This is a genomic window from Alphaproteobacteria bacterium GM7ARS4 (genome assembly GCA_014332745.1).
GTDB lineage: Bacteria > Pseudomonadota > Alphaproteobacteria > GM7ARS4 > GM7ARS4 > GM7ARS4.
Map to the genome: position 1 here is coordinate 152,513 of JACONL010000001.1, position 26,094 is coordinate 178,606.

Here is a 26,094-nt window from a genome sequence, read left to right on the forward strand (position 1 = left end):
AAACATCTAAAAAAAGGATAGGGGGTCAATATCGATAACACAGCGCACCGATGACGGAAGGGACAGCCTCCCCACCCAATCACGTATCAAGGGCGCAAGGGAACGTTTTGCGTCAGATTTCACCAGCAACCGCCAACGATGTCGGCCAGCAATCATGCGTATGGGCGCATGGGTTGGCCCATAGAGGCTTATCCCTTCTTGATGGGGAAATTCTTGCGCTAAGGCGCGCGCTACTTGTTCCACATGCGTATCATTTGGCGACGAGAGGATGAGCGCGGCCATAGAACCATAGGGGGGAAGAGAAAAACGCGCCCGCCCTTGGGACTCTTGGCGCAAAAAACGCTCCGTGTCATGGCTGATAAGGGCGCGAAAAATGTCGTTATCCACATCATAGGTCTGTACCAGCGCCTCACCCTCCTTCTCCCCCCGTCCAGCACGTCCCGCCACTTGATGAAGAGTCTGAAACATACGCTCGCCCACACGTAAATCGTAGGAGCCATGGCATGCGCCCATATCGGCATCCACAACCCCCACCAATGTCATGGCGGGGAAATGATGTCCCTTTGCCGCCATTTGCGTGCCAATAACAACATCCACATCCATCCCCGCAATACGCCCCAACGCATCCTCCATCTCTGCGCGTTTTCCCTTCATACGGTCGCTGGCAAGCACCAAAACCCGCGCATGGGGAAGACGCCTCTTGAGCTCCTCCTCTATCCTATCCACCCCCGGACCACAGGAACGCCATGTGTCAGACTCGCCACAATGGGGACAATGGGACGGAATCGCCATGTCATACCCACAATAATGGCACAGCATCTTAGGCACATGGCGGTGTTGCACCAAGCGATTCTCGCAATGGGGACCCGTCAGCCACGTCCCACAATGGGAACATACCGTCAAAGGCGCATAACCACGCCTATTGAGAAAAAGCAAACTCTGTTCCTTCTTCTCCATACGTTGCTGTATGCCCTCTAACAGGGGCATCGAGAGGAAATCACCCTTATGGAGAGTCTCTTCACGCATATCGATGAGACGCCAGCGGGGAAGGCGCGCCTCGCGAAAACGCTTCTGTAATAAGACGCGATGATACTTCTTATGGCGCACATTGACATAGGTCTCGATGGACGGCGTGGCAGACGATAAAATCACGCCACATGGCACACCTTTCGCCCGCACGATCGCTAAATCTCGCGCATGATAGACGACACCATCCTCTTGCTTATAGGATGGCTCGTGCTCTTCATCCACGACAATAAGCCCTAAACGCTTTAAAGGAAGAAATAAGGCAGAACGCGCACCCACAACGACATCACCTTCACCACGCACCACGCGATGCCATAGGGCGCGCCGCGTCGAAGACGATAAACCACTATGCCAAACAAGAGGCTCGACACCCAATATGGAACGGCAATGTTCTAACCAGTGATGCGTCAATAAAATCTCGGGAAGTAAAATCAAACCTTGCTTGCCTGTACGCAAGACCTCGCGCACAAGATCCAGATACACCCACGTCTTGCCAGAGCCCGTCACCCCTTGCAACAACGTCACACGAAACCCGCCACAGAGGCTTTCACGCAAGGAGGCACTGGCCGCCCGCTGTTCCCGATTCAAACGCCCCAATAATGGGGGCGACGACATAAACCATCCACGGGACAAAGATGAGACAGAGGCATGTGTCCCTTGGGATGATACCGATGTGATGATGTTCTGACGACATAGTCCCGACACAACAGACGCAGACACGCCACACGCTTTAGCAAGGGATGATTGACTTCCATAGGCAACAGCGCTAGCGCGCATATGGGAAACAACCTTCTTCTGTTGGACACTCAAAGAAGAGGCATAGGCCTGTTGATACGCCTGAGACAACACAAGGCGTGTGTCGCGTCGCGGCGAGGGGATAAACCCCTTGCCACCCATACTCCCTAACGTCATTTTAAGGAATCCCCCTTTTGGCGCACACGTCCATGCGGCGCTCCAATCGATAAAATCACGTAGCGTCTTATCAAGAATGATGTCCCCTTCCAACGCCAAAACCGAACGTAACGTCCCTCGATACGCGCCCTCACCCCCCACATGCCATACACAGCCCACAACATGCCTCGTACCAAAAGGCGCGCGCACCAACTGCCCACACACCACAGATGACTCCGCCTCGTAGTCGAAGAGCTTGTCCAATGGCAACGCCAACAATACTTGCACCCGCATCATAAAAACTCGCTATAATGACAGTGTCACAAGAAAGCCCATCGTCCCTCGTTCCATGACATCCCTTTTCTTTGTGATGGTCTTTGTGATACGTCGCCCTCCTTTCGAGACGTCCCCATGCATGACAGCATCGAAGCCTTCCTGACAGAGCGCGCACAGCAAGGCTCTTCCCACAACACCATCAAAGCCTATAGGAATGACATAACACAATTCTTGTCTTTCCTCAGGCAGTATCACGGCATGACTATGCCCATGAGACAATGGACGCGCACGGATTTTCGCGCCTTCGTCGCCATGCGTGAGCAAAAAGGCTATCACAGGTCATCCACAGCCCGCGCCATCGCCTCCATGCGGAGTTTTATACGTTTCACCAGCAAACGCCACCCGCATATGTCTTTCCACCAGCCCACATTGCCACGCACAAAGCCGTCACAATTGCCCCGTGTCCCTTCCCCCATCACGCTCTTTACCCTCCTCTGTGCCACATGTGACACCCCCAAAGAGATGACAGCGACAACGCCCACAGCGAAACCTCCGCCATTATGGATACAGAGACGCAATCGCGCGCTCCTCGCCCTCCTCTACGGCGGCGGCTTGCGTATCAGTGAGGCGCTCAACCTCAAACGCCACGCCATACAAGGCATGACAGACACCAGACCATCCCACATCACCATAGACGGAAAAGGACATAAGCAACGCAACATTCCGTTGCTCCCATGGGTGCGCAACGTCATAGGCGACTATATCCGTGTCATCCCACGCCATAAGGAACACACGCTATGGCTCTTTCCCGCAGAAAGAGGAGAGAAACTCCACGCTTCAGTCTTTCGGCGTATCCTCAAACGCCACGCACACCAACTGGGGGTCGCATCCCTCTCGCCCCATAGTCTACGCCACGCCTTCGCCACCCATCTCCTCCATCAAGGATGCGACTTACGCCATATCCAAGATATGCTTGGCCATGAATCTCTCTCCACAACCCAACGCTATCTCCACATGGACTACGCCCACCTCGCCCGTATCCACCGTCAAGCACACCCAAGAGGCTAAAACACCCTCTTGAGAGACAGGAAGGCAAAAAACGCATCCTCTTCACCCTTGCTATGATAAGGCTCATGGCGATAGTCCAACGCCATATGGGCGTATGTCCCCGCCGCTAGCGCCATGCCATAGTGAATTCCCATATCGAGAGTCCGTCCCGACGGCGCGCCATCAAAGCGGTGGCTGTCGCCATAAGGTGTCTTGTAGCGCATATCAATGACGGAGCGCTCGACCTTGAGAGGTTGACGCATCCATAAGGAAAGCCTGTCGGCCTTGTGAAAGACATGACGTCCCGTCAACCCCAAGACCATAGAGGACGTGTATGCCTCCATCATCGAGATGACACTTGTCGGCTGCGGCGTTTTCATGGATGTGCGTCCACCATAGGCGTTGAAAAAAGCCCGCCATTGAGTCCGCCCCGCACCAGAGCCTAGCGTCTTTGCCCCGCGCACACCAAAAAAGCGCGTTCTGCTCCGACCAAAGGAAAAAATCCCCGTGCCATAGCCAGAGAGAAAGCGGGACGACTCGTCTATGACACCCACCATCAGCCCGCCATAGACCATATCATCTCCGCGCACAGCATACTCCGCCACCCCAAGACGCGTCCCCCTCGTCCGCAACGCCCCTGCCCCATACCTCGTCCCCTTCGCCTCATCAGTCGCCACCATCACACCCACCGCATGGTCTGTGCTCTCGCCATAGCGATGGTGCAGAGACACCGCCATCACATCATCACCCACCATGTCGCCATAGGGAAGCGCATGGTACGCGCCATACGCCCCATCATCCTCATGGTCTTGCTCATGGTGGGAAAACAACAGAGACGTCACAGGCATATCGTTGGCAATCCCTAAAGAGAGGGTTTGCTGTCGGCGCGTTGGCATAGAGACGGCAAGGCGCGCACGCCACCCCAGCTGCGCGGCATGGCGGTTGAGGAGAGAGCCTGTCCCATAGACGCCATACGCATGGGGACGGGTCGCCACATGGTGGACGCGCGCCTCTGCCACCATAGACGTGCGTTGATTCCTCCAGAAGACATGAGAGCGCCTATGGGGTCTCCTATGCCCCGTGGCGGTATCATAGACTCCCATCTGTCTATCAATCCAATTGAGCCTATCATCTGTCGTCCATCCCTCTTTTTGCCTATAGGTCAGCGCCTTCATACTGAGGGCATAGGGGGTATAGCGATTTTGCGCCGTCCATGGCGTATCAAAGGCATCATATAATGTGAGCCCATGCTCCACCGCACTCAAACTATCACCAAAACCAGCGCCAAGATAGAGCATCCCCATGCCACGTCCCGCCATGAGAGGCGTCATATCGATATAGGCGGAAGAACACACATCCCCTTGTAAGATAAGACGCAACCCTTCCACACCACAGGATGAAAGAGATGGGCTCGCAAGGGATGAGGGCGGTGAAGGCGGGGCGGATTGTCCTCCTCCTTGCTGCGACGAGGGATATGGACGACAACGGGTGTTCGTGAGAGACGTGATAGGGCGCGTCGCGCACTCTAAATCCATCAAACCCTGCCCATGATACAGCGTGTTATAATCATTGTCGCCATCGCCATCAATGTCATAAGAGCGCGACGCCGTCGCCAACAGACGCGCCACAAGACGCTCACTGCTCAATTGGTCGCCAAAAACATCTTGTAAGAGCGCAATGCCACCAGCAATCAAGGCAGCAGCGGCATTGTTAGTCCCTCGCGTGGAGGACAACGTCAAGCTCGTCTTATATGAGCCATTGTGCTCACGGCGCTCCCGATAGTAAAATGTTGTGGGCGTGGCCAGACAGTAGGAAAAGGAAAAAGCGAGACACCGACCAGAAAACCCATCGACGCCAACGCCAACAATACTATAAGGCTTGATGATGCTCTTGGACAAAAAACGCCCGTTCCCATCAACCACCGCCCCAGGCAATCCCGCCAAAGCGCCAACGCCCGTCACCGACCTATCCCATCCCGCAAAGATATAGATGTCTTGATTGTGCTTCAAGGCTCTCTCTTGCGCCGTCGTCGCCTTGTCCACGACATTCTCTATCAAGGCACCATAAATGCCTTTGTAAAAACCCCGCACACGCTCTAAAGAAGGCGGCACGTACCCAGCCCCCAGCGCCACATGATTGACAAAAAACGGCGTCGCGGGAACGGCTCGCTCTAAGGTCGTTTGTAAGTGCATGTGATTGCTGATAACGACAATATCGCGCGTCATCGCCTCCCCACGGGCAAGACGTATCACGTCATCCGTATACACACTCTGCGTATCAGACACAGGAGGAATGGAAGGACTCGTATAGACATGGAGTGTGGCATCGGGAGCAAGGCCATGGGTCGCGGTCTTCAAGGTTTACAAATTGACCAACGTCGATGGGGTGCGCGCGCCGTTGATGAGAGACATCACGCCCATCTCTTCAGCCGATATTGTCCCTTTATAGGAAGAATCCTTAGACACCGTCCGAATCGTGCCAAGGTTGGCATGGACGAATTCAGGGTGTGTTTTATCGAAGCGATAGGTCGTGATATAACGTATCTGCGCGCCCGCCCCTAGATTATGGCCATCGCCGCCGCCAGTCCCCCGCCTCGTATACGCAAAGGCCGCGCCCACTTGGTCTAGACTCGGCTGATTGGCATATTCATAACGCGCCCGTACCGCATGGGCCACCTGCCAATTGCTCGTTGCGCGCGGATTCAAGTACAGGTCATCATATGACTTCGCTTTAGCCAATTCCTTACGAAGACGCGCCAACGCGCCATATTGCGCCCCCGTATTCGTTGAAACATCGCCACCACCCTCCCCACGCAATGCCTCAACGGCTTGCTTGGCATTCGAAGTGCCATAAGACACCGAGACCTCCGCCGCAGGCGAACAAACTCTCAGCCGTCTTTGATTCTTCCGCTTAGGGAAGGTCCGCGCTATCCCCTTCTGCTCAACGCATGCCTGCTCGGTGATACATCTTTGAGCGCGCCTATCCACAAAAAAAGGCCCGACACCACTCAAAACGCCACACCCTGTCGCACATATTTTTTCTTGCCCCACCGATGCCGTCAAACCTCCTTGCGCCACACATTGCTCCATAGAGACACACTTGCTCTTGTCACTCTCTGTGCCTAAACCATACACATAAGGGGACGATGACGCACATGACGCCACGCACATCCCACCCACAGGACGCGATACACCAGCAACACAATGCTCATCACCCGCCACACAGACGCCCAACGACATATCAACGCCACGATTGCCATGCTCTAAACAGAATTGCGCCGTCGGCGGATGGCATACCTTGTCACGAATAAAACGACCCTCGCCACCAGAGAGACAAGACGCACGGGCAACACACACATGGCGCAAAGAACCTAACCCCTGAACCTTGTCGCCAGAACACATCTGCGCATCGCTGACGCAACGCCCTTGACTCATCAGCCTCTTCATGTCGTAGAGACGCCCCAACCCTCGACAAAAGGCTTGCCGGAACTCCACAGAGTACTTCCTATAGATGGGGTGTGAAACCGTAATACATCGTCTATCAGGACCCTCCCCTAAACTGACGCCCCGTCCCTCTGGGCATGTCGTAACGCACTGAGTCCCCGCGCTATTACGGAACGCCCCATCGCCACATTGAGAAGGCCAGACACAGCCATCACCACTCACATTGAGAATCTTTCCCTGAGAGGCGCACGCATTGGGACGTATGTTATGGCCACAAAAACTCTGACGCTCGCCCTGAACCCTAAAATTCACCCCCTTACGCCCCATGCTCACACATTCCAAGTGCGTCACACAAGGGGACGTCTCATGGATAAGCTTTTCATGGTCGGCATATTTTAGTAAATTCGGCCTCTTATCACATGCGCCAGAATAGGGATAGGGAAGGGAGAGCACTTGAACGTCACCCCCCATAGGCTTGGCTGAGGGCTCGGCTGAGGGCTTGGCTGACCCACCCTCAACAGCAAAAGCAGAACCGACACCCCCCATGAAGACACCCCCCATGAAAAACATCATGAAAAACATCATGAAGGCTATACCCGCCACCATCCTACAATAGGAACATCTTTGAGAAACATCACATAACATACGTCACTACCTCCCATATCATTCTCATGAGTCTTTTTAAAGACGATGAATCCATATCCATCGCCCATGAGCTTAATTCCCTCGCCCATGAGTTTAATCCCCTCGATAGCCTCTCTGTCAAGAAAAATATCTTGTCACGTCTCAGACCCTATGCTATGCTCCTCTCTGTGTCCTACACCACCCTATGACCTTGTGTCTTCTCTTCACCCCTAGAGTCACCCCCTCCTATGTTCCTTTTTTCTCGTCATTTTTTTACCCTCCGTTCTTTCTTGAGTAGCCCATGGATGTCACGGGGTATGTCATGGGGGGGTATGTTATCGGCCATGTTATGGGGGGTTTTATGGGCGACACCCTATCCTTCCTTTGCTGAGAGCATGCAAGAGACGACACGCGCCAATGGTTGTGTGCAAAATGATAGGCGGGGCTTCGAATGTTTTTACCATGTGGGGGATGACATACCCCAGACCATGAAAGAGGCGGAAGAAGCCTCCATGGCCTGTTTTCGAACCCTCACGGAATCTTGTAACAACGAGCGCGGCGGGACGTCATGTCGTTGGGCGGCGCGCTTCACATGTCGCTCCATTCTCGATAGAGCACGCTCAAGCCTCATGGATGATGGGGAGACGCCCTGAACGCCGCGGCAGCCGCCTCGACAAAAGCCTCGCTCAAGGTGGGATGTGCCTGACATTGCGTCATGATGTCCTCGCATGACGCCGAAAAACGCAAAGCTTGTGTCGCCTCAGCAATCATATCCCCCGCCTGTGTCCCCACAATATGCACCCCACATACCCTATCATCGTCATACGCCAAGACTTTGACAAAGCCATCCATCGCCCCCATCGCCCCTATCGTATGTGCCCGTCCATTGGCGCGAAAAAAACAGACACCCTTCTTATAGGCACAACGGCTGTCGCCCAGAGCATCTTCCGATAAACCCACAGACGCCGCCTCAGGGTCCGTATAGATGACAGCAGGGATATGCTCTTCTTGCAACCTGTCAGACACAACGCCACAGAGCGACTCGATAGCCCTCACGCCTTCGCCAGATGCTTTATGGGCTAACATCTTTCCCCCTATGCAATCACCTATGGCGCAAACGCCATCCACATTGGTGCGAAACCCATCATCCACAATGATGAACCCTCTCTCGTCATAGGCAACACCCATCGCCCGCAACCCCATATCAGTCTCGTGCGCCATACGCCCCACAGCCACCAACACATGGGACGCGCGCAATGTCTCTTGGCGCTTATCGTCATGCCCTAGCGTGAGATGATAGACTCCCTTATCCACATGACAAGACTCGACGCGCACGCCCATATGCCAAGAAAAGCCTTGCTTTGTCAACGCGCGATGCATGGCCTGGCGGATGTCTTTATCCATACCCGCCAAAATATGCTTCTGCGCCTCAACGACAGAGACGCGCGCCCCTAAACGACGCCACACAGAGCCTAACTCTAAGCCGATATACCCGCCCCCTATCACCAGCAAATGCTCTGGTACAGCGTCCAGAGAAAGACATGACGTGGAGTCCATGACACCAGACGGCAGAACATCGAGACGGGATGGCATACTCCCTATGGCAATAAGAAGAGTCCTCACATGGTAGAGCGTCCCCTTGTCGTCTCTCGACTCCTTTTTATGGACAGAGACGCAAAATCCCTCCTTATCTCGCCCCGTCACATAGGCATGCCCCGCCACAGAGAGCGCATGCGCGCCTTTTAAGAGAGAGTCAGCGCCACGCGCCAAACCAGCGATAACAGCGCGCTTTTTCGCCATGAGCGTCTTGACGTCCATCGTTAAGCGACTGCCTCCGCCTATCCCCCAATGGGTCAAATCATCGCATGCATGGCGATAAAGGTGAGTCCCATGGAGCAAGACTTTAGACGGAATACATCCCTCATGAAGACAGACACCACCCCCCGCCCCGCGCCTATCCACACAGAGAACAGACAAGCCCCGACGGCGCGCCTCCGCCACCGCCGCCAAACCTCCGGGGCCCGTCCCTATGACGCCAAGATCATACAGCATGCCGTCATACGCCTAAAAGCATGCGGTCTGGAGACTCAATGGCATGCTTCACATGCGCAAGAAAGGTGACAGCCTCGCGCCCATCGATCAAACGATGGTCATACGTCAACGCTACATACATCATAGGACGCACAACGATGTCGCCATCCACCACAACGGGACGCTCCTTAATGGCATGCAAGCCTAAAATGGCGGACTGGGGAGGATTGACAATAGGCGTCGATAACAGAGAGCCAAAAACACCGCCATTGGTGATGGTGAATGTCCCACCAGATAAAGACGCCATGTCCAAACGCCGCGTTTTCGCACGCGCCACATAGTCAGCAACAGAACGCTCAATATGGGCAAAATCCATGCGGTCGGCATAGCGTAACACAGGAACAATCAACCCCTGAGGCGACGCTACAGCAATGCCAATATGGGCATGGCGCGGTTGAACTTTCTCCTCACCATCTATCCACGCATGGATGATGGGGTTGTACGCCAATGCTGACACAACGGCTTTGACAAAAAAACTACTGAAACCCAATTTGATGCCATAACGCTCTTGAAACATAGACTGATAGGCTTGGCGCAAGGCGATGACGCGACTCATGTCGATCTCGTTGAATGTCGTCAAGAGCGCTGCCTCTCGTTGCGCTGTCTTTAAATTCATCGCCACCAAACGCCGCAAAGACGATAACGGCGTGCGCTCCATCTCGTCATCCCCGTCCGCCATAGGCGACGCTGGCGACGCTGAAGGGAGACGCGCCGACAACACATCCTGTTTCGTGACCTGTCCGCCACGCCCCGTCCCCGTCACATGCGCCATAGACGCGCCTTGACCCTCTTGTGCCATATGGCGTTGCGCTGACGGCAGAGGCGGACGCACACCCTGAACAGGGACATGTGGGACAGGAGGTGAGGAGGGGGGCGGGGAAGGTGGCGGCGGGGATTGTGGCGGCGCATGCGCCTTTGCGTCTTGCTGTGTATCGGCAACGGGCTTCTCCCCACCGCCACGCCCTATCGTCTTGAGGACATCCCGCTGTGATGTCTTTGCCTTGCCAGAGCCACGGAGCGTGCCTTGAGCATCAATCTCGGCAAGAATGTCACCTTCCTTCACCTTGTCGCCTACACGCACGTGGGTTTTCTGTAAGACACCCGCCGATGGCGCATAAATCTCTAGAGTCACCTTCTCTGTCTCGAGCAATAACAAGAGGTCATCCTGTTCTAACGTCTCCCCCTCTTTTTTTTGCCATTCTAAGACATCGGCATCAGCAATGGACTCACCCAATGCTGGCACTTCTACGCGCACTGTCATGGTGATACACCCTCCATCATACGCTTCGCCGGCATAGGCGACGCGTTCGTTTTTCTCGTTCTGCCTTGCTTGTCGCCTTGCGCCTCACATGACACTGGTGAAGGCGCTGGTGAAGGCAATGTTTGCGCTGGCGTGTGTTCTGACACCCGCTCTGGTGGGGCGACTCTGTTGCGCTGTTCTTCCTGCTTCCCAAAAGGCCCATGAAACACCTGATGTAAGAGACTCTCCAATTCGCGTTTATGGCGAAACATCATGCCTGTCGCCGTCACGGCTGACCTCTTTCTTCCCACATAGAAGATATTGTCCGTTCCTGTTTTGTCCTTCATCTGTCGCACCCATGTGAGCTCTCGAAGACGGGGCGCGATGTAAGACCATGCGCCCATATTCTCTGGCTCCTCCTGACACCATATGAGAGGCACATGGGGATAGGCGCGTAAATACCCTTCGATGTCTAAGGCGGGAAAGGGATAGAGCTGCTCGACACGAAGCACCGCCACATCGTTGATTTTCTGCGTGTCGCGCCTCTCTATCACATCATAGTACACACGCCCCGAACATAAAACAATATGGCGCACAGAAGAAGGAGTCGTCAATGACAGCTCTGGTAAGACGCGCTTATACCCGTCCTTCGACTCAAAATCGGCAATGGACGATACACATGCCTTGTGCCGTAGAAGCGATTTCGGCGCCATGATGACCAAAGGACGGCGGAAGGGACGCCTCATCTGACGGCGCAAGAGATGGTAATAGTTTGCGGGAGTCGTGCAATTGGCAACAACCATATTCGTCTGAGCGCATGCCTGAAGGTAACGTTCGAGACGCGCCGACGAGTGGTCTGGACCTTGTCCTTCATAGCCATGAGGAAGCAACAGCACCAAGCCCGACATACGTAGCCATTTTTGCTCTGATGCCGTGATGAATTGGTCGAGCATGACTTGCGCACCATTAGCAAAATCGCCAAATTGCGCCTCCCATATCACCAACGTGTGCGGCTCTGCCAAACTATAGCCATATTCGAATCCTAAAACGCCAGCCTCAGATAAAGGGGAATTGAGAATCTCACAAGGCGTATCACGAGCGCCCACATGCGCAAGCGCCATATAAGAACGCCCATCCTTCTGGTCTATCAACACAGCATGGCGCTGACCGAACGTGCCACGAGCGCTATCCTGACCGCTCAAACGTAAACCCGTCCCCTGCTTCAATAAAGACGCAAACGCCAATAACTCACCTGTCGCCCAATCGATGCCCTTGCCAGAGGCAACAGCGCGCAGGCGCGACGATAACAACGTCTTCAACTTTGGGTGGATATGAAAATCACGAGGATAAGAACATAACGTCGCCGCCAACCCCTTGAGTTCCTTATGGGTGAGAGGCGCACCATCTTCATTAAAGAGCGCCTTCGATGGCGAACGCCCCTTCCAACGCCCCTCCATCCAATCGGGACGAGGCGCTTTCTTCGTCGCCGGCGATGATTGCGCTTCCTGCATGCGACGCCTCAGGGTGTCCTGAAGCGCCTTATCGTCATCAGCCGTGATGACACCCGATGACACCAATTCCTCCGCAAAAATGTCTCGAACCGTCTTATGGCGACGAATAGCCTGATACATAAGAGGTTGCGTAAAAGAAGGCTCATCCACCTCGCTATGGCCATGGCGGCGATAACAATACATATCGACAATGACATCGCGCTGAAAACGATAACGATAGTCTGAAGCAATCTTCATCGCCCTCACCACTTGCACCACATCATCGCCATTCACATGAATGATGGGAATGGCAATGGATTTGCCATGGTCGGAACAATAAGGCGATGAACGCGCATCCACAGGACTTGTCGTAAACCCTATCTGGTTATTGACAATGATATGCACCGTCCCACCCGTCCTATAGCCCTTGAGGTCAGAAAGGTCCAACGTCTCCGTGACAATGCCCTGTCCCGCAAAGGCCGCATCCCCATGCACCAACACCCCTAACACCAAAGAGCGGTCTAATGCGCCATCATCACGCTGATGATAACGCCATTGCTTCGCCCTCACCTTGCCTAAAACAACGGGATTGATGACTTCTAAATGGGAAGGATTCGCCGCCAAAGAGACATGAATCTCCTTGCCCGCAAAAACCCTGTCCGCTGACGCCCCCATGTGATATTTGACATCACCTTCGCCCTCAAGCCCCTCACCACTCTGTTCATTCACGGAAAAATGATAAAACATCGTCTCATAAGGCGTCTCCATAATATGGGATAAAACATTTAAACGCCCACGATGCGCCATCCCTAACACGACATCCTTCGTCCCAACATCACATGCCGATTTGAGTAAAAACTCTAACGCCACCAGCAAGGACTCCCCTCCCTCTAAACTGAAACGCTTCGTCCCCGTATAGGCGCGATGGAGAAAACGCTCGAACAACTCACCTTCATTGACCTTCTTGAGCGCTAACAGCGATTCCTCACGAGACAAGGAAAAATCCACCCCCTGCTCCATAGAGTCACGTAGCCAGAGACGCTGTTCCTTGTCATCCACATGAGCATATTCCACAGCGATATGGCCGCCATAAATGCGGCGCAAACAGGATACCAAGCGGTGAGGCGTCATCACATGGCAACCCAAAAAGCCACCCACATAGACATCCGTCTTATCATCATGCGCATCTAACCCGTAATGGGACGGGTCTAAATCATCAAGGTGGCGTCTCTCACGCCGTCCCAACGGGTCTAAATCGGCAAGATAATGCCCCCGCCCACGCATCGCCTGAATAAACAACACAGCCCCCATGCTCGCCCGCAACATCCTGTCGTCATAACGCCCGTCCTGTTGCCTTGTCTCTTGCGCGCCTTTATCCTGTGAGAGACGTCCATGGAGACTCTCGAAAAAATCGCGCCACTCTTGGGACACGGAAGAAGCATCGCGCACATAGGCATCGCCCATGGCTTCCAAAAATCCCGCACTGGACGCATCGAATGACGCGCCTCTCGTCCCTCCCATAGAACGACCAGATGTCTTGCCCATGGTTAAACCTCCTCGCCATACTCCCGACTTTACACGCACGCACCCATCCTGTAGAATGGAATGCTTTTACTATATAGTGTCCCTCACAAGGATACTATGCCATATACAAAAACATTGACGAGCATGCCGCCTAGAACCCCACCTAGAACCCATGTCCATACAGACCATGACCATGACGACACATATCGTCGAAAAGATATGAAGGTCTGCCTCGACATCATACGCTCCTTCCCCCAAAGATACAGCTATCCCTTGACACTTGTCTATCAAGTGGGACGAGTCGGCTCAACCTCGACTATGCATGCCGTTAAAAGATACTATCCAGGCGCTGTCGTCCATATCCACGCCCTGAAGAATAACGAGAAACCCCAATTATGCCACATGCTCATACGCCTATGGAAAATGGTCTATCCCGTCCATATCATCACGCCCATCAGAGAGCCCTTGCCATGGAGCCTCTCTTTCTTCTTTCAGCAAGAAAAAGAACGTATCAACAGGGACTATTCCCGCACTATCAGCGCACATGACGACAAGAGTCGACAGAAGCCACACAGAAGGCCAAACAAAAAATACATCAAAAATTTATGGACGTCATTCCTCAGAGACCATCTCACCCCTGCCATCGAACATTACGATACATGGTTTGATAAGAACATACGTAGGCATTTTCACATCGATGCCTTACGCATGCCTTTCCCCCAACGAGGATACCAGACGTACCATCATCGCGCCCATAGACTGCTCGTCTTTCGCTCCGAATTGCCGGATCGAGAAAAAGAATCCATTCTTGCCTCTTTCCTCGATATCCCCCTCTGTGCCATCACAGCCCGCAACGTCTCAGCGAAAGGATACCTCAAGGCATGCTATCAAGCGCTCTCCCTCAAGACACACCGCCAAAAACACGCCGATGGTCGCGCCAAAAAAGTCGCCAAAAAATCTTTGAGAAAAGCCGCCAAAAAATCCCATATCACACGACATTTCTATTCTCTGACAGAGACACGACAACATCAACGCCGCCAGCCACGAAAAAAACACAGGCGCTCCCTCAAAAGGATACGCACCTATCTGCAAAGTAAAAAGCAAATCGCTGGCCTACGCATGAAAATCCATAAGACGAAGAATCCAAACATCGCCCTTATCTATCAGATGGGAAAAGTTGGCTCGTCCGCCATCCTTGACGCGATGGTGCGTTCCTATCGAGGCGCCGTCTTCCATACACACAATCTGTCCTCACCACCAGACAAGACGCGCCATATCCACACGTATGTGAAACAATGGATACAAGACCACCCGACCTATACTATATCCCTCGTGCGCAATCCCCTCGAACAGGCCATCTCGTGGTTTTTCGATAATCTGAGAACCTATAGCCCGTCTGGACATGCCTTACTCCAACAACAGCACCATGATATGAATGCCATAGAGCTCAGCCCATATCTCCAAGCCTTTCACAAGCACTATGACGCCATCCTCCATCGAACGGAACATTGGTATCAAAACAACATAGAAAAATATCTCCATATCGATGTGTACGCGCGGGAATTCCCGCACCATCAAGGCTACAGCATTTATGAACAAGGACATCATAAGCTCCTCCTCATGCGTAGCGAATGTCCAGACGCACAGAAAACGCACATGATACGCGCCTTTATCGAAGCAGAGGATCTGTGTGTCCTACGTTCCAATGTGACAGCGTTGCGTCCCACAGCATCACTCTATACACGCCTGAAAAGGCATATCGTCCTCGACAAAAATCAAGTGGAGGCTCTACGCTCATCACGCTTCTTCCGCCACTTCTATGAACCAGACACCATCGAGGCAACATGCGCAGTTTATGGGCATGAAAGACCACAGCATGCGCGCCCGGGAAGACTCGAACTCCCAACCTCCTGATCCGTAGTCAGACGCTCTATCCAATTGAGCTACGGGCGCGTTTCGTGCTAAAGTAGTGGAGAAGAAGTATAGTCAATTTTTGACTCCTTCACAATCGTTCAATCGTTCAATAGCTCACAGGCGATGCAAGAAAAGCTCAAACCCATGATCTCCCTCCCCCATGTCGCCCATCTGGTGAAGGAAATCAATATCATCAACGCCACCATCGAACCCTTTCGAGACGATATTACCGACTTTAAGACGCTGGACAAGAAACCGCCCCGCACGATCATCGCACTCCATCACGCCCAAAATGATGAGAGCCTCTGCGACCTCTATCATACCTTACGCCATAACACATCCCTGCCCGTCGCCTCCATGTATGGCACGCCCGACGGACAATATAGCATCATGAAACTCTTCATGAAACAATGGGTGAAGCTCCATTCCCTCTTTTGTGTCACGCTCTTCTATCATCCCATCGAACAAAGCTTTCGTATGTTCCTCGCCTCTCTCTATGACAGGGAAAAATCGCTCCAACAGAATCTACAACACTATAAAACCATACGCCATAGATTAATCAAGCAAGCCACCGCATGGATAGCATCGACCTATCTCAGCGGTTTTGGTATCAACCCCTACGCCCACCCTTTCCCAAAAGAACGAGGCTGGGCTCTCTACCATTACGGACAACATCGATTCCTCTTTCTCTCAGCGTACATCCCCCATAAAAAAAGAGACAGCATCATTCAAAAAGCCCTCTCCATCAAGACATGGGAGACACCACCAAAAGACAAGGCAACAGACGCCCTCATGCCGTGCACACAAGAGACAAAGGAAGCGCATCAGGCATGCTATGACGCCATGCAAGAACATCAGCATTTCGCGCCGCACGTCATCAATGCCATCAAAGAGTCCCCCATGTGCCAACATTTCTATACCGCTGAGCACATCACAAGCCTGCTGACGCCCTACCTCTATGATGTCGCCAGCGCCCACCGATTCGACCCCTCACACAAAAAAACATCCACAAAAGGCGACCCCTTTATCATCCCTGCACAAGCAAAAAAAGGCGACACAAAACAGCATATCGACGTCGCCTTTAGCACCTACGACCTCACCATTGTGAAACATGGCATGGAACGCGCCCTTCGAAGCCATGTCATCAACCTCGTCTGTGTCTATCAAATGGGGAAGGTTGGCTCAACGTCCATTCATCAAGCCCTAAAACATTCCTATCAAGGATGTAGTCTCCATTTTCATCACCTCAACGACCATCAACGTTGCACGCCTAAGAATCACTTTGTCCTCGCATGGGCAGAACGCGGATACCCCATGTCGTTCATCATTCCCGTTCGCAACCCTCTCGAACGCTGTATCTCGTGGTTTTTCGATGGACTCCACGAATATGCGCCAGAATGGGAAGCAGAATTGAAAAAACGCCAAGCCGAAGGCGATACACGGGATTTCCTTAAAACTATCCCGCTCAAAGAATGGGAAAAAAGATTCTTTAGCGTTTATCCCAACATCGAAACATCAGCCGCCACATGGTTCGATAGGAATCTTAAACATTATTTCGATTTTGATGCCTTTGCTCTCGACTTCCCTCGCGACAAAGGATACCTTGTCCATAGGCGTCATAACCTTCAATTTCTTATCCTACAGAGCGAACTGCCCAACGTCGCTAAAGAGCATATCATCAAGAATTTTCTCGGACTCGCCGACCTTCACTTGAACACACTCAATAAAACAGACGACAAGCCACATAGCGCTATCTATACTCAATTTAAACAGAACGTGACATTCAGCAAAGAACAAATGGACCATATCTGTTCCAGACAACTCTTCACGCATTTTTACACTCAAGAGACCATCGATGCCACAAGACAACATTATATGGCCGCCTCCCCCACAGCACACACGCCAAGCTTGACATTGACAGAAAAAAGTTCTTTATAGGATAGAGAGAACATCGTTTCACAATCCTCTTGATATGTTCACGACAATGAAGACACGCCCGACAAGAACACTCTCAACACTCTCCGTAGGCCTCTTAAGCCTTGTCGCTCTGCCCTCCTGTGGACAGAACGGATTTTTCTCTGACCGCTATATCGACACCGACTACACCATACAGACGGCGCGTGAACGTGACGAACAAGCCGTTGCCGAAGGCAAACCCACGATCAAGGAAAGGCTCGTCAAAGCCAATAAGGACGAATTGCGCCAAGAAATTATCCAGCGTATCAAGGAAAATCTTCGCGCTGAGAGGGAAAAAGCGCGCAGGGAACGCGCTCTCGCCGCCGAGGAAGCGCCAGACGCCAACAGACAGCGCAACATCGCCGCCCTCAAAACGACCCTCTCCAGCGTCTTGCAGAAAGAACGGCGTGAACGTATCAAAAGAGGCTTCGCCACCATATCCTTTGACGAGGACAAGGACGATTACCAAGAACGTATCTTACAGACCGTCAGAGCCGCCCTCGCTAAAGATGCCGATAGTCAATTTATCCTTGGCGCTATCACGCCAGAAGGCGCAAACACAGACGAGCAAAAGGAACACACGACGCGCGCACGACAGAAAATTAGTGAAGTCGCCAACGTCATTATCAGCAACACAGGCATGCCAAAAAATAATCTCTCTTATTCCATTATCAGCCGCAACGACAATACGGATACCATTGTCTTGCGTATCAAAAAATAAACATGCCCGCTCAATGCCCTCCCAATGCCCCTCTCAATGAATGAACATCAATTCATCACCCTTGCCGAGTCGTGCATGGACAGCATACGCACAGCCTTAGAGGATGCCGATATAGACGTGGATGATGATGACGATGTCCTCACCATTCACTTGGGGGATGGACGCCAATTGATTCTCAATAAACACCGACCCATGCAACAATTATGGCTCTCTTCTCCCTTCTCAGGGGCAAGCCATTATCGCTATGACGCACAAAGCACCACATGGCGTAATACGCGTCACCCAGACGACACCCTCCCGCATAAACTCTACCAAGAAATCAACAGCCACACAGACAAACATATTAAAACGCCATGACTTAAAAACGCCATGACAGGCGCGTCACGCCCGCATCACGCCTATGGCACATGACACATGGCACGGGCATGCGCCACTCACGGGGATTGGCTTTGCTTGAGTTTCTGTAACCAACGGAACACGGCAGAAACCTCCTCGATGAGGTCAGAGGGAATATAGCTCTCTTCTTCCACCGAACTATAGAGGGACCGCGCCAAAGGCACATTCTGCATGATAGGAATGCCCTCCTTCGTTGCTGTCTCTGTTATCAAGCGCGCCATTCCGCCCTCTCCCTTCGCAAGAAGAATGGGAAGGGGTGTCTTGCCCTTTTCATAATAGAGTGCCACCGCAATATGCTTGGGGTTTGTGACAATGACGGACGCTTTCTTCACTTTCTCTGTCATCTGATTCATAGCGATCTCCTGGAACATTTGTTTGCGTTTGCCCTTGATATGGGGGTCTCCCTCCATCTCTTTATATTCACGCTTCACTTCATCCTTTGTCATCATCAAGTCCTTGGTGTGCAATTTTTTCTTGATAAGAAAATCCGCCGCGCCGATCACAACAAAAATCATCACGGAAAAAAAGGCCAATTGCCCCACCATCGAGGCGAATAAGACAAGAACACAGACGATACCACACACCGACGGCGCATGAAGAATGTCGTGCAACGTCCCTAAAATGACATGGTAAAGAACAAAGGTGAGCAATAAGACTTTGAGGACATTCATAAGAAACTCGAGGAGTTTCTTTTTGCCAAAGATGTTCTTGGCATTGTTGACAGGGTTGATTTTATTCATGTCTGGCTTGAGGGCTTCGAACGCCATAAGAGGGCCGAATTGGAGCATATAGGCAAGAATGCCAATGACAATGATGATAAGAATCACTGGCGCAATGATCGTCATGGCCAAAGCAAAGACCGCCTCGAGGGTGAGACCCAGTGCGACGTCGAATTCTTCGTCCAAGAAATAGGCGGGGCTTTGTATCATGGTGCTTAAGGCATCGACCCAATCGCTCCCAAGATAGGCCATCGTCCCAAACAACGCCCCTAACAGGATGGCAGACGCAAAATCTTTGCTAACAGCGACTTGCCCCTTCTTACGCGCATCACGTATTTTTTTCGGCGTTGGCAGTTCTGTCTTTTCGCCGCTACTCTGTCCGCTCATTGGACAAGCACCTCGAGGGCTTCAATGGTGAATTCTATCTCGAAAAACTCTCGCCTGAGGTAAGGGAACAGAATACCCACATAAAGATACAACATGAAGATGGCGATCCCGCTCTTGATAGAAAACGCCACACTAAACACGTTGAGTTGCGTGGCAAAACGACTCACCAAAGCCAACGCAAATTCAGAGAGCATCATCGTCATGACGACAGGCGCAGCAATAAGAACCGCTAAACGCGCCAAAAAATCAAGACGCTCCAACATAAACAGCACCACAGAAAAGGTGATACGGGGAAAAACCGACTCCACAGGCCAAAAGCCATAGGATATATACAATGCCGACAATAAGATGAGAAGGCCGCCAGAGAGGATGAAATACATGATAAAGACATTGAGCATCATCATGCCAATGGGCGATGCCTGATTGCCAGAGAGAGGGTCATAGGAGCTGGCAATAGTCGCCCCCCTTTGATTGTCGATAAGAAAGCCAGACGCCTGCACAGCCCAAAATATCAAGGCTGAGCCAAAACCCAATAACACCCCTAAGGCGACTTCTTTGATAATAAAGAACATGGTGGATATGTGACTCGTGAAACCAGCCTCATGGAACGTGGTATGGACATGGACAATAATAGGACTCGATAAGGCGATGATGACAGCCGTGCGCATAGCGCCAGACACCCATTGCGGGGATAGCACAGGAAGAAACAAGAAAAAACCAATCATGCGCGCCGTGCCAAGCATGAGCGACTTCACGAAAGGCGCTAATTGTTCTATGCCTTCCAAATCAACCATGACACCTATCGAATCTGCGCAATCATATAAAAGGCATTCTGCGTAAATTGATATAATTCCTCGCCTACCGTCGACGATGTCACATAGATAGCAAAACTCACCGCAATCAATTTGATACCGAAAGCGAGCGTTTGCTCTTGAATTTGCGTCAAGGCTTGCAACAGGCTGACGATGATACCCACCAAGGCAGCAACGACAATGGGCGGAAGAGAAAGATACAAGACAAGCAACAACGCCACCGACATGTATTCAATGATGTAGTTGATACTCATGAGCTTTCTCTATGGGGCTTTCTCTATAGGGATTTCTCTATGGGGATGTCTCTATAGGACTACACGCCGTATGTAAGAATGAGGCTACGCGCCAATTGCGACCAGCCATCCACGACAACGAAGAGAAACAGCTTCAAGGGGAGAGAGATGGTGAGAGGCGACACCATCATCATGCCCATGGCAAGCAACAAGTTAGAGACGATCAAGTCGATAACGATAAAAGGAAGATAGAGCAAAAAGCCTATCTCGAAGGCGGACGTCAATTCGCTTATCATAAAGGCGGGAATAAGAGTCGCAAAACTATCCTCTGGGAGAGACTCTGCCATCTCTGGCGGCCAGATTCTCTTTATGGTCTCTAAGAAAAAGCGGTGCTCTTCCTTATGGGTATGCTCTGCCAAAAACCCTTTGAGAGGCTGTGCGATGTCGGTGACGCTATGGTATGAACTCTGCAATGTGCTAAAGTCCTTGCCCGGGGCGCGCTCTGCCATAGCGCTCAATGTCGGCGCCATAATGTAGAGGGTCAGTATTAAAGCAAGGCCATAGAGCGCCATATTTGGCGGTATCTGTTGCACGCCTAAGGCATTCCGCACAAGAGCAAGCACAATGGCAATTTTGACAAAGGATGTCGTCATGAGAACGGCGATGGGTATCAACGATACCAACGACAAAAGGAGGAGGATATTCGTTGTCTGGGGGAGGTCTGTCATCTCACCAATTTTGTAATCTCAACAATGAGTTCCTTGTCCTTCGCGCCGAGCTCTTGAGGAGAAAGGAGTTTCGCTTCCGCCATCGCAACACCCATACTCAAAAGTGTCATATGCTGTGTGGCATCACGGGGAATGGTGAAACGTTTGCCTACGGCCAATGTTTGTATCTCGCCTACCGTTGTCTCCCAACGCGCTAACTCGAAACGAACATCCACATCGAGCGCATGGAGAGTCTCTGTGGGGATAAGGGGCGCGCTCTCGTCATCCGTGCCTTGTCCTGTATCCACGACATCCATAGCTTGGGCAGGGGCCTGAGCAGGGGCTTGGGCGGGGGCTTGTTGGGCGGGGGCCTGTTGGGCAAGCGCCTCTCCTTCTGTGTCATTGGGCGTCTCTTCGTCTGTTGCGCTGGGCGTCTCTCCTTCTGTGATGGTGGCAGGAGGGTCTTGCGCTGGCATGGTCTCGGTATCAACAGGCATGTCTGATGATGCATGGGGAGGGTTTGACGGGTCGCGCATAGGGATAAGGATACCATTGCCTGAAATTCATCCTTCGACACCGAAGAGCCATGAAGGGTCGCCATAAAGGGTCGCCATGAAGGTTCTATGTCTTCTTTACGTGTCGCCTTTAGCCCTTTTGTCCCTCTTTTGTCGTTATGACGCTGGTGAGGCGCTTCTTTAGAAGACGAATTGCTCGGCAATGATACGGCGCGCCAATTCTTGGCCTGGGTCAAAGAGGAGTGTTTTTACAATATCGCAACGTTCCTCGATGGTCGTTGTGACGACATCGCGGATTTCCGCATGGTCAGCCACACAGCTCACGGGTCGTCTTTCACTCTCGAGAATATCGAAACGGATGGTCGCATAACGAGGAATGAGCGCCCCATGCCAACGTCGAGGACGAAAGACGCTGATAGGCGTGATAGACAAAACGGCCGCATCCAACGGAATGATAGGGCCTTTAGCAGAGAAGTTATAGGCTGTGCTACCAGCAGGCGTCGCCACCAACACACCATCACATATGAGTTCCGAGAGACAAACCACGCCATCGATGCTGAGACAAATACGCGCTGTTTGCCTTAATTCGCGCAAAAGAGAGACTTCATTGATGGCAAGGGCGTCATGGTTTTTGCCATCAATGGTCGTACAGCGCATATGGAGGGGATGGAGTTGGGTTGGCTTGGCCTGTTGCACACGCTGTGGCAGGTCGTCCATGACGAAGGGATTCATTAAGAATCCTTCCTTACCACAATTCATGCCATAGAGGGGACAATCCGACTCCATATGGTGATGGAGAGCGCGCAACATCGCGCCATCACCACCAAGGACAACGATGACATCACAGGAAGACGGCTCGTTCTGACCATAGTGGGCGATAAGAAGACGCTGTGCCTCTCGAGCGGCTGGACTCACCCCCGCCACAAAATGTAACGTCGGAAGACTCGACATCATCTCCCATCGAGACATCGTGTGAGTCCGTGTGACATCGCTACCCTCCCGTCACATTCATATGACGGGTCAGCGTCGCATGGGATTTTTGCATATGGGCGACAAAGTCATGCTGTGATGGCTTACGGGCGATAGCGCCTTGAATGGCATGGACGAGCGCCGTATCATCGTCAGGGGGGCTGGCGCGAAGCACATCTCTGAGGGAGGCATGGTCTTCATGGGCAAGACACATATAGAGCTTGCCTGTGCATGTGAGGCGCACGCGATTGCATGTGTCACAAAAATGATGGCTGAGAGGCGTGATAAACCCCACATGAATCCCCGCATCGGGAAGCCAATAGCGGCGAGCAGGCCCTTGAAGCGCAGGGGCGACACACGCTTGAGCAGGCTGTAGACGCCAATGTTTCTCAACAGAATCATAGAGAGAGTCCAGCGAGACAAATTGCTCATGGCGAGAAGACGCCACCTCACCCATCGGCATCACTTCTATGAAGGTGAGGTCATATCCCCTCTCGGCGCACCAACGAATCATGGCATCACTCTCATGGTCGTTGATACCACGCAACGCCACGACATTAATCTTTATCGCTAAACCGCATGCCGCCGCCTCGTCAATGTTCGATATGACATGGTGGACATCACCCCCCCTCGTCAATTGACGAAAGCGGACGGGGTTGAGGGTGTCAAGGGACACATTAACGCGCCTCACACCACAGCCATAGAGATCTTTGGCATAACGTCCCAGTTGCGTGCCATTGGTCGTGAGCGTGAGCTCTTGTAACGGCATGGACGCTAAGGCGCGAAACAGCGCCATAATCCCTCGCCTCACCAATGGCTCGCCACCAGTGATACGCACCTTTTTCAAGCCTAACCCCACGAAGACACGACACAGACGAGAGAGTTCCTCTAACGTCAAAAGCTCCTTCTTTGGCAGGAACGTCATGGACTCGCTCATGCAATAGAGACAACGCAAGTCACATCGGTCCGTCACCGACACGCGCATATAGGTGATGGCACGCCCAAGAGGGTCTATCAATGATGGCTGACGGGGGGTAGAAGGCAAGGAATGCGCCATGATGTGCTTCTCCTATCGTCTCTGTATGCTATGTGCGAGAGTGCGGACGGCGAGACTCGAACTCGCATGCCGAAAACTCAGCGAGGGATTTTAAGTCCCTTGTGTCTACCATTCCACCACGTCCGCTCGCCATAGACACCCTCACAATACACATTTTCGACATAGCATGCAGGACACATATCGACCGCCAGTCCCTCACAGAGCATAACGTGGTTCATGGGGTGATGTCGTTGTCTGAACACCACTCAACAGAGCATAAAGAAAAGCGCACACCCCCGCAATAACGCACCATATCATGACATAGCGGAGAATATCCCCTCGAGGCATAGACGTGATGAACGACATGCCACGTAGCACCAGAGCTAACAGGATGAGCATATACAGCAAATATCCTATGCTCTCGCCACCCATAAGTCATTCTCCTCGACGTTGCCTCTCCCATGATAAGAGTGTGGAGCCAGGGGGGGTCGAACCCCCGACCTCTACAATGCCATTGTAGCGCTCTCCCAACTGAGCTATGGCCCCTCGATAAGACATAGCCTCACCCATGCCACTCGCTCTATATATGCATACTGTTAAGAAAAAAGATAGTATCTTATGGACGCTACGTCCACCATGTCGTCCCCATGACGTCCCATAGATTGATGAAAGACACCCTTTATGCTCGCCCATACCATAGCGCATGCCTGCCTTCGGGCCAGCATTGTGCTGGCACAATACGTGTGCCAAGCGATAAATCTCTGTCCCATCGGGCGTTGATCATCGCCTCCATGGCATGGGGACGTTCATCTATCGACAATCTGCTCGAGAGTGACGATGTTTTTGCAACCCTGAACGCCTTGCGCGCGCTGGGCGTGCGTATCGAGAAAGATGACGCTCAGAACAGCGCCTCCCGCTGGCATGTGTACGGGGAAGGTGGCTATTTTATGACACCCGCTGAGCCTCTCTTCATGGGGAATGCTGGCACGGCAACGCGTCTCTTAGCGGGGGTTGTGTCGAGTCAAGCCATTGTCGTGACCTTCGAAGGCGACAATTCCCTGAGCCAACGTCCTATGGAGCGTATCAGCGTCCCCCTCTCGCAGTCGGGAGCATCCTTCACATTGCGGGACGGACGCTACCTTCCGATGACGGTGCGTGGCACAACACCCGCCCTCGCATGCCAATGGGCGTCGCCCATATCGTCGGCGCAAGTGAAATCGGCCCTCCTCCTCGCTGGCATGAAAGCCATTGGTCTCACGCACATCACAGAGCCATCTCCATCCCGAGACCATACAGAACATATGCTTCGCCATTTCGGCGCGTCCGTCCTCAGCACAACCGACAAAGATAAGGGTATTCCCATGGTCTCTATGGCATCACAACAGCGCCTCGAGGCGCGCGCCCTCGATATACCAGCAGACCCAAGTAGCGCCGCCTTCCTCGCCGCCGCCCATCTCATTGTCCATCGACACACGCCAAACGCCCCGCCCATGAGTCTCCGTGATGTCCTTCTCAACCCACATCGTATAGGCTTCTTTCGCGCCATTCACAGAATGGGAGCGCACGTAACTTATCACGACACACGCACCACATGCGGTGAGACAATAGGCACTCTCCACATCACATCACGCCCCCTACACGCCATCGAGACATCCCCCGACGACACCGCCTCTATGATCGACGAATACCCCATCCTTGCCATTCTCGCCGCCTACGCCCAAGGCATCAGCCGATTTCGAGGACTCAACGAGCTCCGCATGAAAGAAAGCGACCGCCTCTATGCCCTCTATCAAGGCTTGACTCAATGTGGAACGCAAGCCTCCATCGAAGGCGACGACTTAATCGTCCATGGACAACATACAACCGACAACAAGGACAAAACAGAGAACACACCCATCCTCTTATCCAGTCAAGGCGACCACCGTATCGCGATGGCATTCCTCATCTATGCCTTAGGCGGACATACCCAACGCGCCATCGGTATCACCAATGCCTCCACCATCAACAGCAGTTTCCCTCACTTCCAAGACACGATGGCTCAACTCAGCGTGCCCATAACCCCGTACCCATAACCTCA

Annotated in this window: 23 protein-coding genes and 3 tRNA genes; 8 read left to right on the forward strand and 18 right to left on the reverse strand. The window is 52.6% G+C overall.

Annotation, left to right across the window (positions count from 1 at the left end; translation table 11 throughout):
• Positions 1-6: 6 nt before the first annotated feature.
• On the reverse strand, positions 7-2,214 hold the full coding sequence (gene priA / locus GDA54_00720) for a primosomal protein N' (GenBank protein MBC6496838.1): 2,208 nt from the start codon (positions 2,212-2,214) through the stop codon (positions 7-9).
• A gap of 9 nt (positions 2,215-2,223) precedes the next feature.
• On the reverse strand, positions 2,224-2,448 hold the full coding sequence (locus GDA54_00725; GenBank protein MBC6496839.1) for a hypothetical protein: 225 nt from the start codon (positions 2,446-2,448) through the stop codon (positions 2,224-2,226).
• A gap of 57 nt (positions 2,449-2,505) precedes the next feature.
• Between GDA54_00725 and GDA54_00730 the strand changes: the two genes are divergently transcribed.
• On the forward strand, positions 2,506-3,261 hold the full coding sequence (locus GDA54_00730; protein ID MBC6496840.1) for a tyrosine-type recombinase/integrase: 756 nt from the start codon (positions 2,506-2,508) through the stop codon (positions 3,259-3,261).
• Here the strand turns inward: GDA54_00730 and GDA54_00735 are convergent.
• Both GDA54_00735 and GDA54_00740 read right to left on the reverse strand, forming a co-directional pair.
• Positions 3,258-5,597: a hypothetical protein gene (locus tag GDA54_00735; protein MBC6496841.1), complete on the reverse strand. Its 2,340-nt coding sequence runs from the start codon at positions 5,595-5,597 to the stop codon at positions 3,258-3,260. The two genes, GDA54_00730 and GDA54_00735, sit on opposite strands and share 4 nt — an antisense overlap.
• A gap of 3 nt (positions 5,598-5,600) precedes the next feature.
• Entirely contained in the window at positions 5,601-7,256 is a 1,656-nt protein-coding gene (locus tag GDA54_00740) for a hypothetical protein (GenBank protein MBC6496842.1), read from the reverse strand.
• A gap of 98 nt (positions 7,257-7,354) precedes the next feature.
• On the opposite strand from GDA54_00740, the gene GDA54_00745 reads away from it, so the two are divergent.
• Positions 7,355-7,516 (forward strand): hypothetical protein, encoded by a 162-nt coding sequence (locus GDA54_00745; GenBank protein MBC6496843.1) that lies wholly within the window; start codon positions 7,355-7,357, stop codon positions 7,514-7,516.
• Between the two features lie 123 nt (positions 7,517-7,639).
• Positions 7,640-7,960, forward strand: a complete 321-nt coding sequence (locus GDA54_00750) for a hypothetical protein (GenBank protein MBC6496844.1) — start codon at positions 7,640-7,642, stop codon at positions 7,958-7,960.
• Here the strand turns inward: GDA54_00750 and GDA54_00755 are convergent.
• The 3 genes from GDA54_00755 to GDA54_00765 are packed head-to-tail and all read right to left on the reverse strand — an operon-like array spanning position 7,935 to position 13,673.
• On the reverse strand, positions 7,935-9,359 hold the full coding sequence (locus GDA54_00755) for an NAD(P)/FAD-dependent oxidoreductase (GenBank protein ID MBC6496845.1): 1,425 nt from the start codon (positions 9,357-9,359) through the stop codon (positions 7,935-7,937). The two genes, GDA54_00750 and GDA54_00755, sit on opposite strands and share 26 nt — an antisense overlap.
• Before the next feature lie 4 nt (positions 9,360-9,363).
• Positions 9,364-10,659 carry a 2-oxoglutarate dehydrogenase complex dihydrolipoyllysine-residue succinyltransferase gene (gene odhB, locus GDA54_00760; GenBank protein ID MBC6496846.1) on the reverse strand — a complete coding sequence of 432 codons (1,296 nt, stop codon included), beginning with the start codon at positions 10,657-10,659 and terminating at the stop codon, positions 9,364-9,366.
• Positions 10,656-13,673 (reverse strand): 2-oxoglutarate dehydrogenase E1 component, encoded by a 3,018-nt coding sequence (locus GDA54_00765; protein MBC6496847.1) that lies wholly within the window; start codon positions 13,671-13,673, stop codon positions 10,656-10,658. Before GDA54_00765 ends, odhB begins: the two co-directional genes overlap by 4 nt.
• A gap of 123 nt (positions 13,674-13,796) precedes the next feature.
• Between GDA54_00765 and GDA54_00770 the strand changes: the two genes are divergently transcribed.
• Positions 13,797-15,566, forward strand: coding sequence for a hypothetical protein (locus GDA54_00770; GenBank protein MBC6496848.1), 1,770 nt, complete (start codon positions 13,797-13,799; stop codon positions 15,564-15,566).
• On the opposite strand, the gene GDA54_00775 is transcribed toward GDA54_00770, so the two are convergent.
• A tRNA-Arg gene (locus GDA54_00775) sits at positions 15,532-15,605 on the reverse strand. The two genes, GDA54_00770 and GDA54_00775, sit on opposite strands and share 35 nt — an antisense overlap.
• Before the next feature lie 105 nt (positions 15,606-15,710).
• On the opposite strand from GDA54_00775, the gene GDA54_00780 reads away from it, so the two are divergent.
• Genes GDA54_00780 through cyaY form a run of 3 tightly spaced genes read left to right on the forward strand, consistent with a single transcriptional unit; the run spans position 15,711 to position 18,600 of the window.
• The gene (locus GDA54_00780; protein ID MBC6496849.1) at positions 15,711-17,504 is read left to right on the forward strand and encodes a hypothetical protein; all 1,794 of its coding nucleotides are present in this window, start codon (positions 15,711-15,713) and stop codon (positions 17,502-17,504) included.
• A gap of 34 nt (positions 17,505-17,538) precedes the next feature.
• Complete coding sequence (locus GDA54_00785; GenBank protein ID MBC6496850.1) at positions 17,539-18,243, forward strand: hypothetical protein; 705 nt, start codon at positions 17,539-17,541, stop codon at positions 18,241-18,243.
• A gap of 24 nt (positions 18,244-18,267) precedes the next feature.
• Positions 18,268-18,600, forward strand: a complete 333-nt coding sequence (cyaY, locus tag GDA54_00790) for an iron donor protein CyaY (protein MBC6496851.1) — start codon at positions 18,268-18,270, stop codon at positions 18,598-18,600.
• A 77-nt stretch (positions 18,601-18,677) separates the two neighbouring features.
• Here cyaY and sctU read toward each other — a convergent pair whose 3' ends face one another.
• The 10 genes from sctU to GDA54_00840 all read right to left on the reverse strand — a co-directional run bounded on the left by sctU (position 18,678) and on the right by GDA54_00840 (position 24,563).
• Complete coding sequence (gene sctU / locus GDA54_00795; GenBank protein ID MBC6496852.1) at positions 18,678-19,745, reverse strand: type III secretion system export apparatus subunit SctU; 1,068 nt, start codon at positions 19,743-19,745, stop codon at positions 18,678-18,680.
• On the reverse strand, positions 19,742-20,539 hold the full coding sequence (gene sctT / locus GDA54_00800; GenBank protein ID MBC6496853.1) for a type III secretion system export apparatus subunit SctT: 798 nt from the start codon (positions 20,537-20,539) through the stop codon (positions 19,742-19,744). Before sctT ends, sctU begins: the two co-directional genes overlap by 4 nt.
• Before the next feature lie 5 nt (positions 20,540-20,544).
• Entirely contained in the window at positions 20,545-20,811 is a 267-nt protein-coding gene (gene sctS, locus GDA54_00805; GenBank protein MBC6496854.1) for a type III secretion system export apparatus subunit SctS, read from the reverse strand.
• 59 nt (positions 20,812-20,870) lie between these two features.
• Positions 20,871-21,518, reverse strand: coding sequence for a type III secretion system export apparatus subunit SctR (gene sctR / locus GDA54_00810; GenBank protein ID MBC6496855.1), 648 nt, complete (start codon positions 21,516-21,518; stop codon positions 20,871-20,873).
• A complete protein-coding gene (locus GDA54_00815) occupies positions 21,515-21,994 on the reverse strand; it encodes a FliM/FliN family flagellar motor switch protein (protein MBC6496856.1) in 480 nt (159 codons plus the stop codon). Before GDA54_00815 ends, sctR begins: the two co-directional genes overlap by 4 nt.
• Positions 21,995-22,192: 198 nt before the next feature.
• Entirely contained in the window at positions 22,193-22,981 is a 789-nt protein-coding gene (locus tag GDA54_00820; protein MBC6496857.1) for an NAD kinase, read from the reverse strand.
• 22 nt (positions 22,982-23,003) lie between these two features.
• On the reverse strand, positions 23,004-24,038 hold the full coding sequence (gene moaA, locus GDA54_00825; protein MBC6496858.1) for a GTP 3',8-cyclase MoaA: 1,035 nt from the start codon (positions 24,036-24,038) through the stop codon (positions 23,004-23,006).
• A 41-nt stretch (positions 24,039-24,079) separates the two neighbouring features.
• Positions 24,080-24,164: transfer RNA gene (locus GDA54_00830), tRNA-Leu, on the reverse strand.
• A 69-nt stretch (positions 24,165-24,233) separates the two neighbouring features.
• Complete coding sequence (locus GDA54_00835; GenBank protein ID MBC6496859.1) at positions 24,234-24,449, reverse strand: hypothetical protein; 216 nt, start codon at positions 24,447-24,449, stop codon at positions 24,234-24,236.
• 41 nt (positions 24,450-24,490) lie between these two features.
• Positions 24,491-24,563 (reverse strand) — tRNA-Ala (locus GDA54_00840).
• A 119-nt stretch (positions 24,564-24,682) separates the two neighbouring features.
• Here GDA54_00840 and aroA point away from each other — a divergent pair.
• Complete coding sequence (aroA, locus tag GDA54_00845) at positions 24,683-26,089, forward strand: 3-phosphoshikimate 1-carboxyvinyltransferase (GenBank protein ID MBC6496860.1); 1,407 nt, start codon at positions 24,683-24,685, stop codon at positions 26,087-26,089.
• The last annotated feature ends 5 nt before the right edge of the window (positions 26,090-26,094 follow it).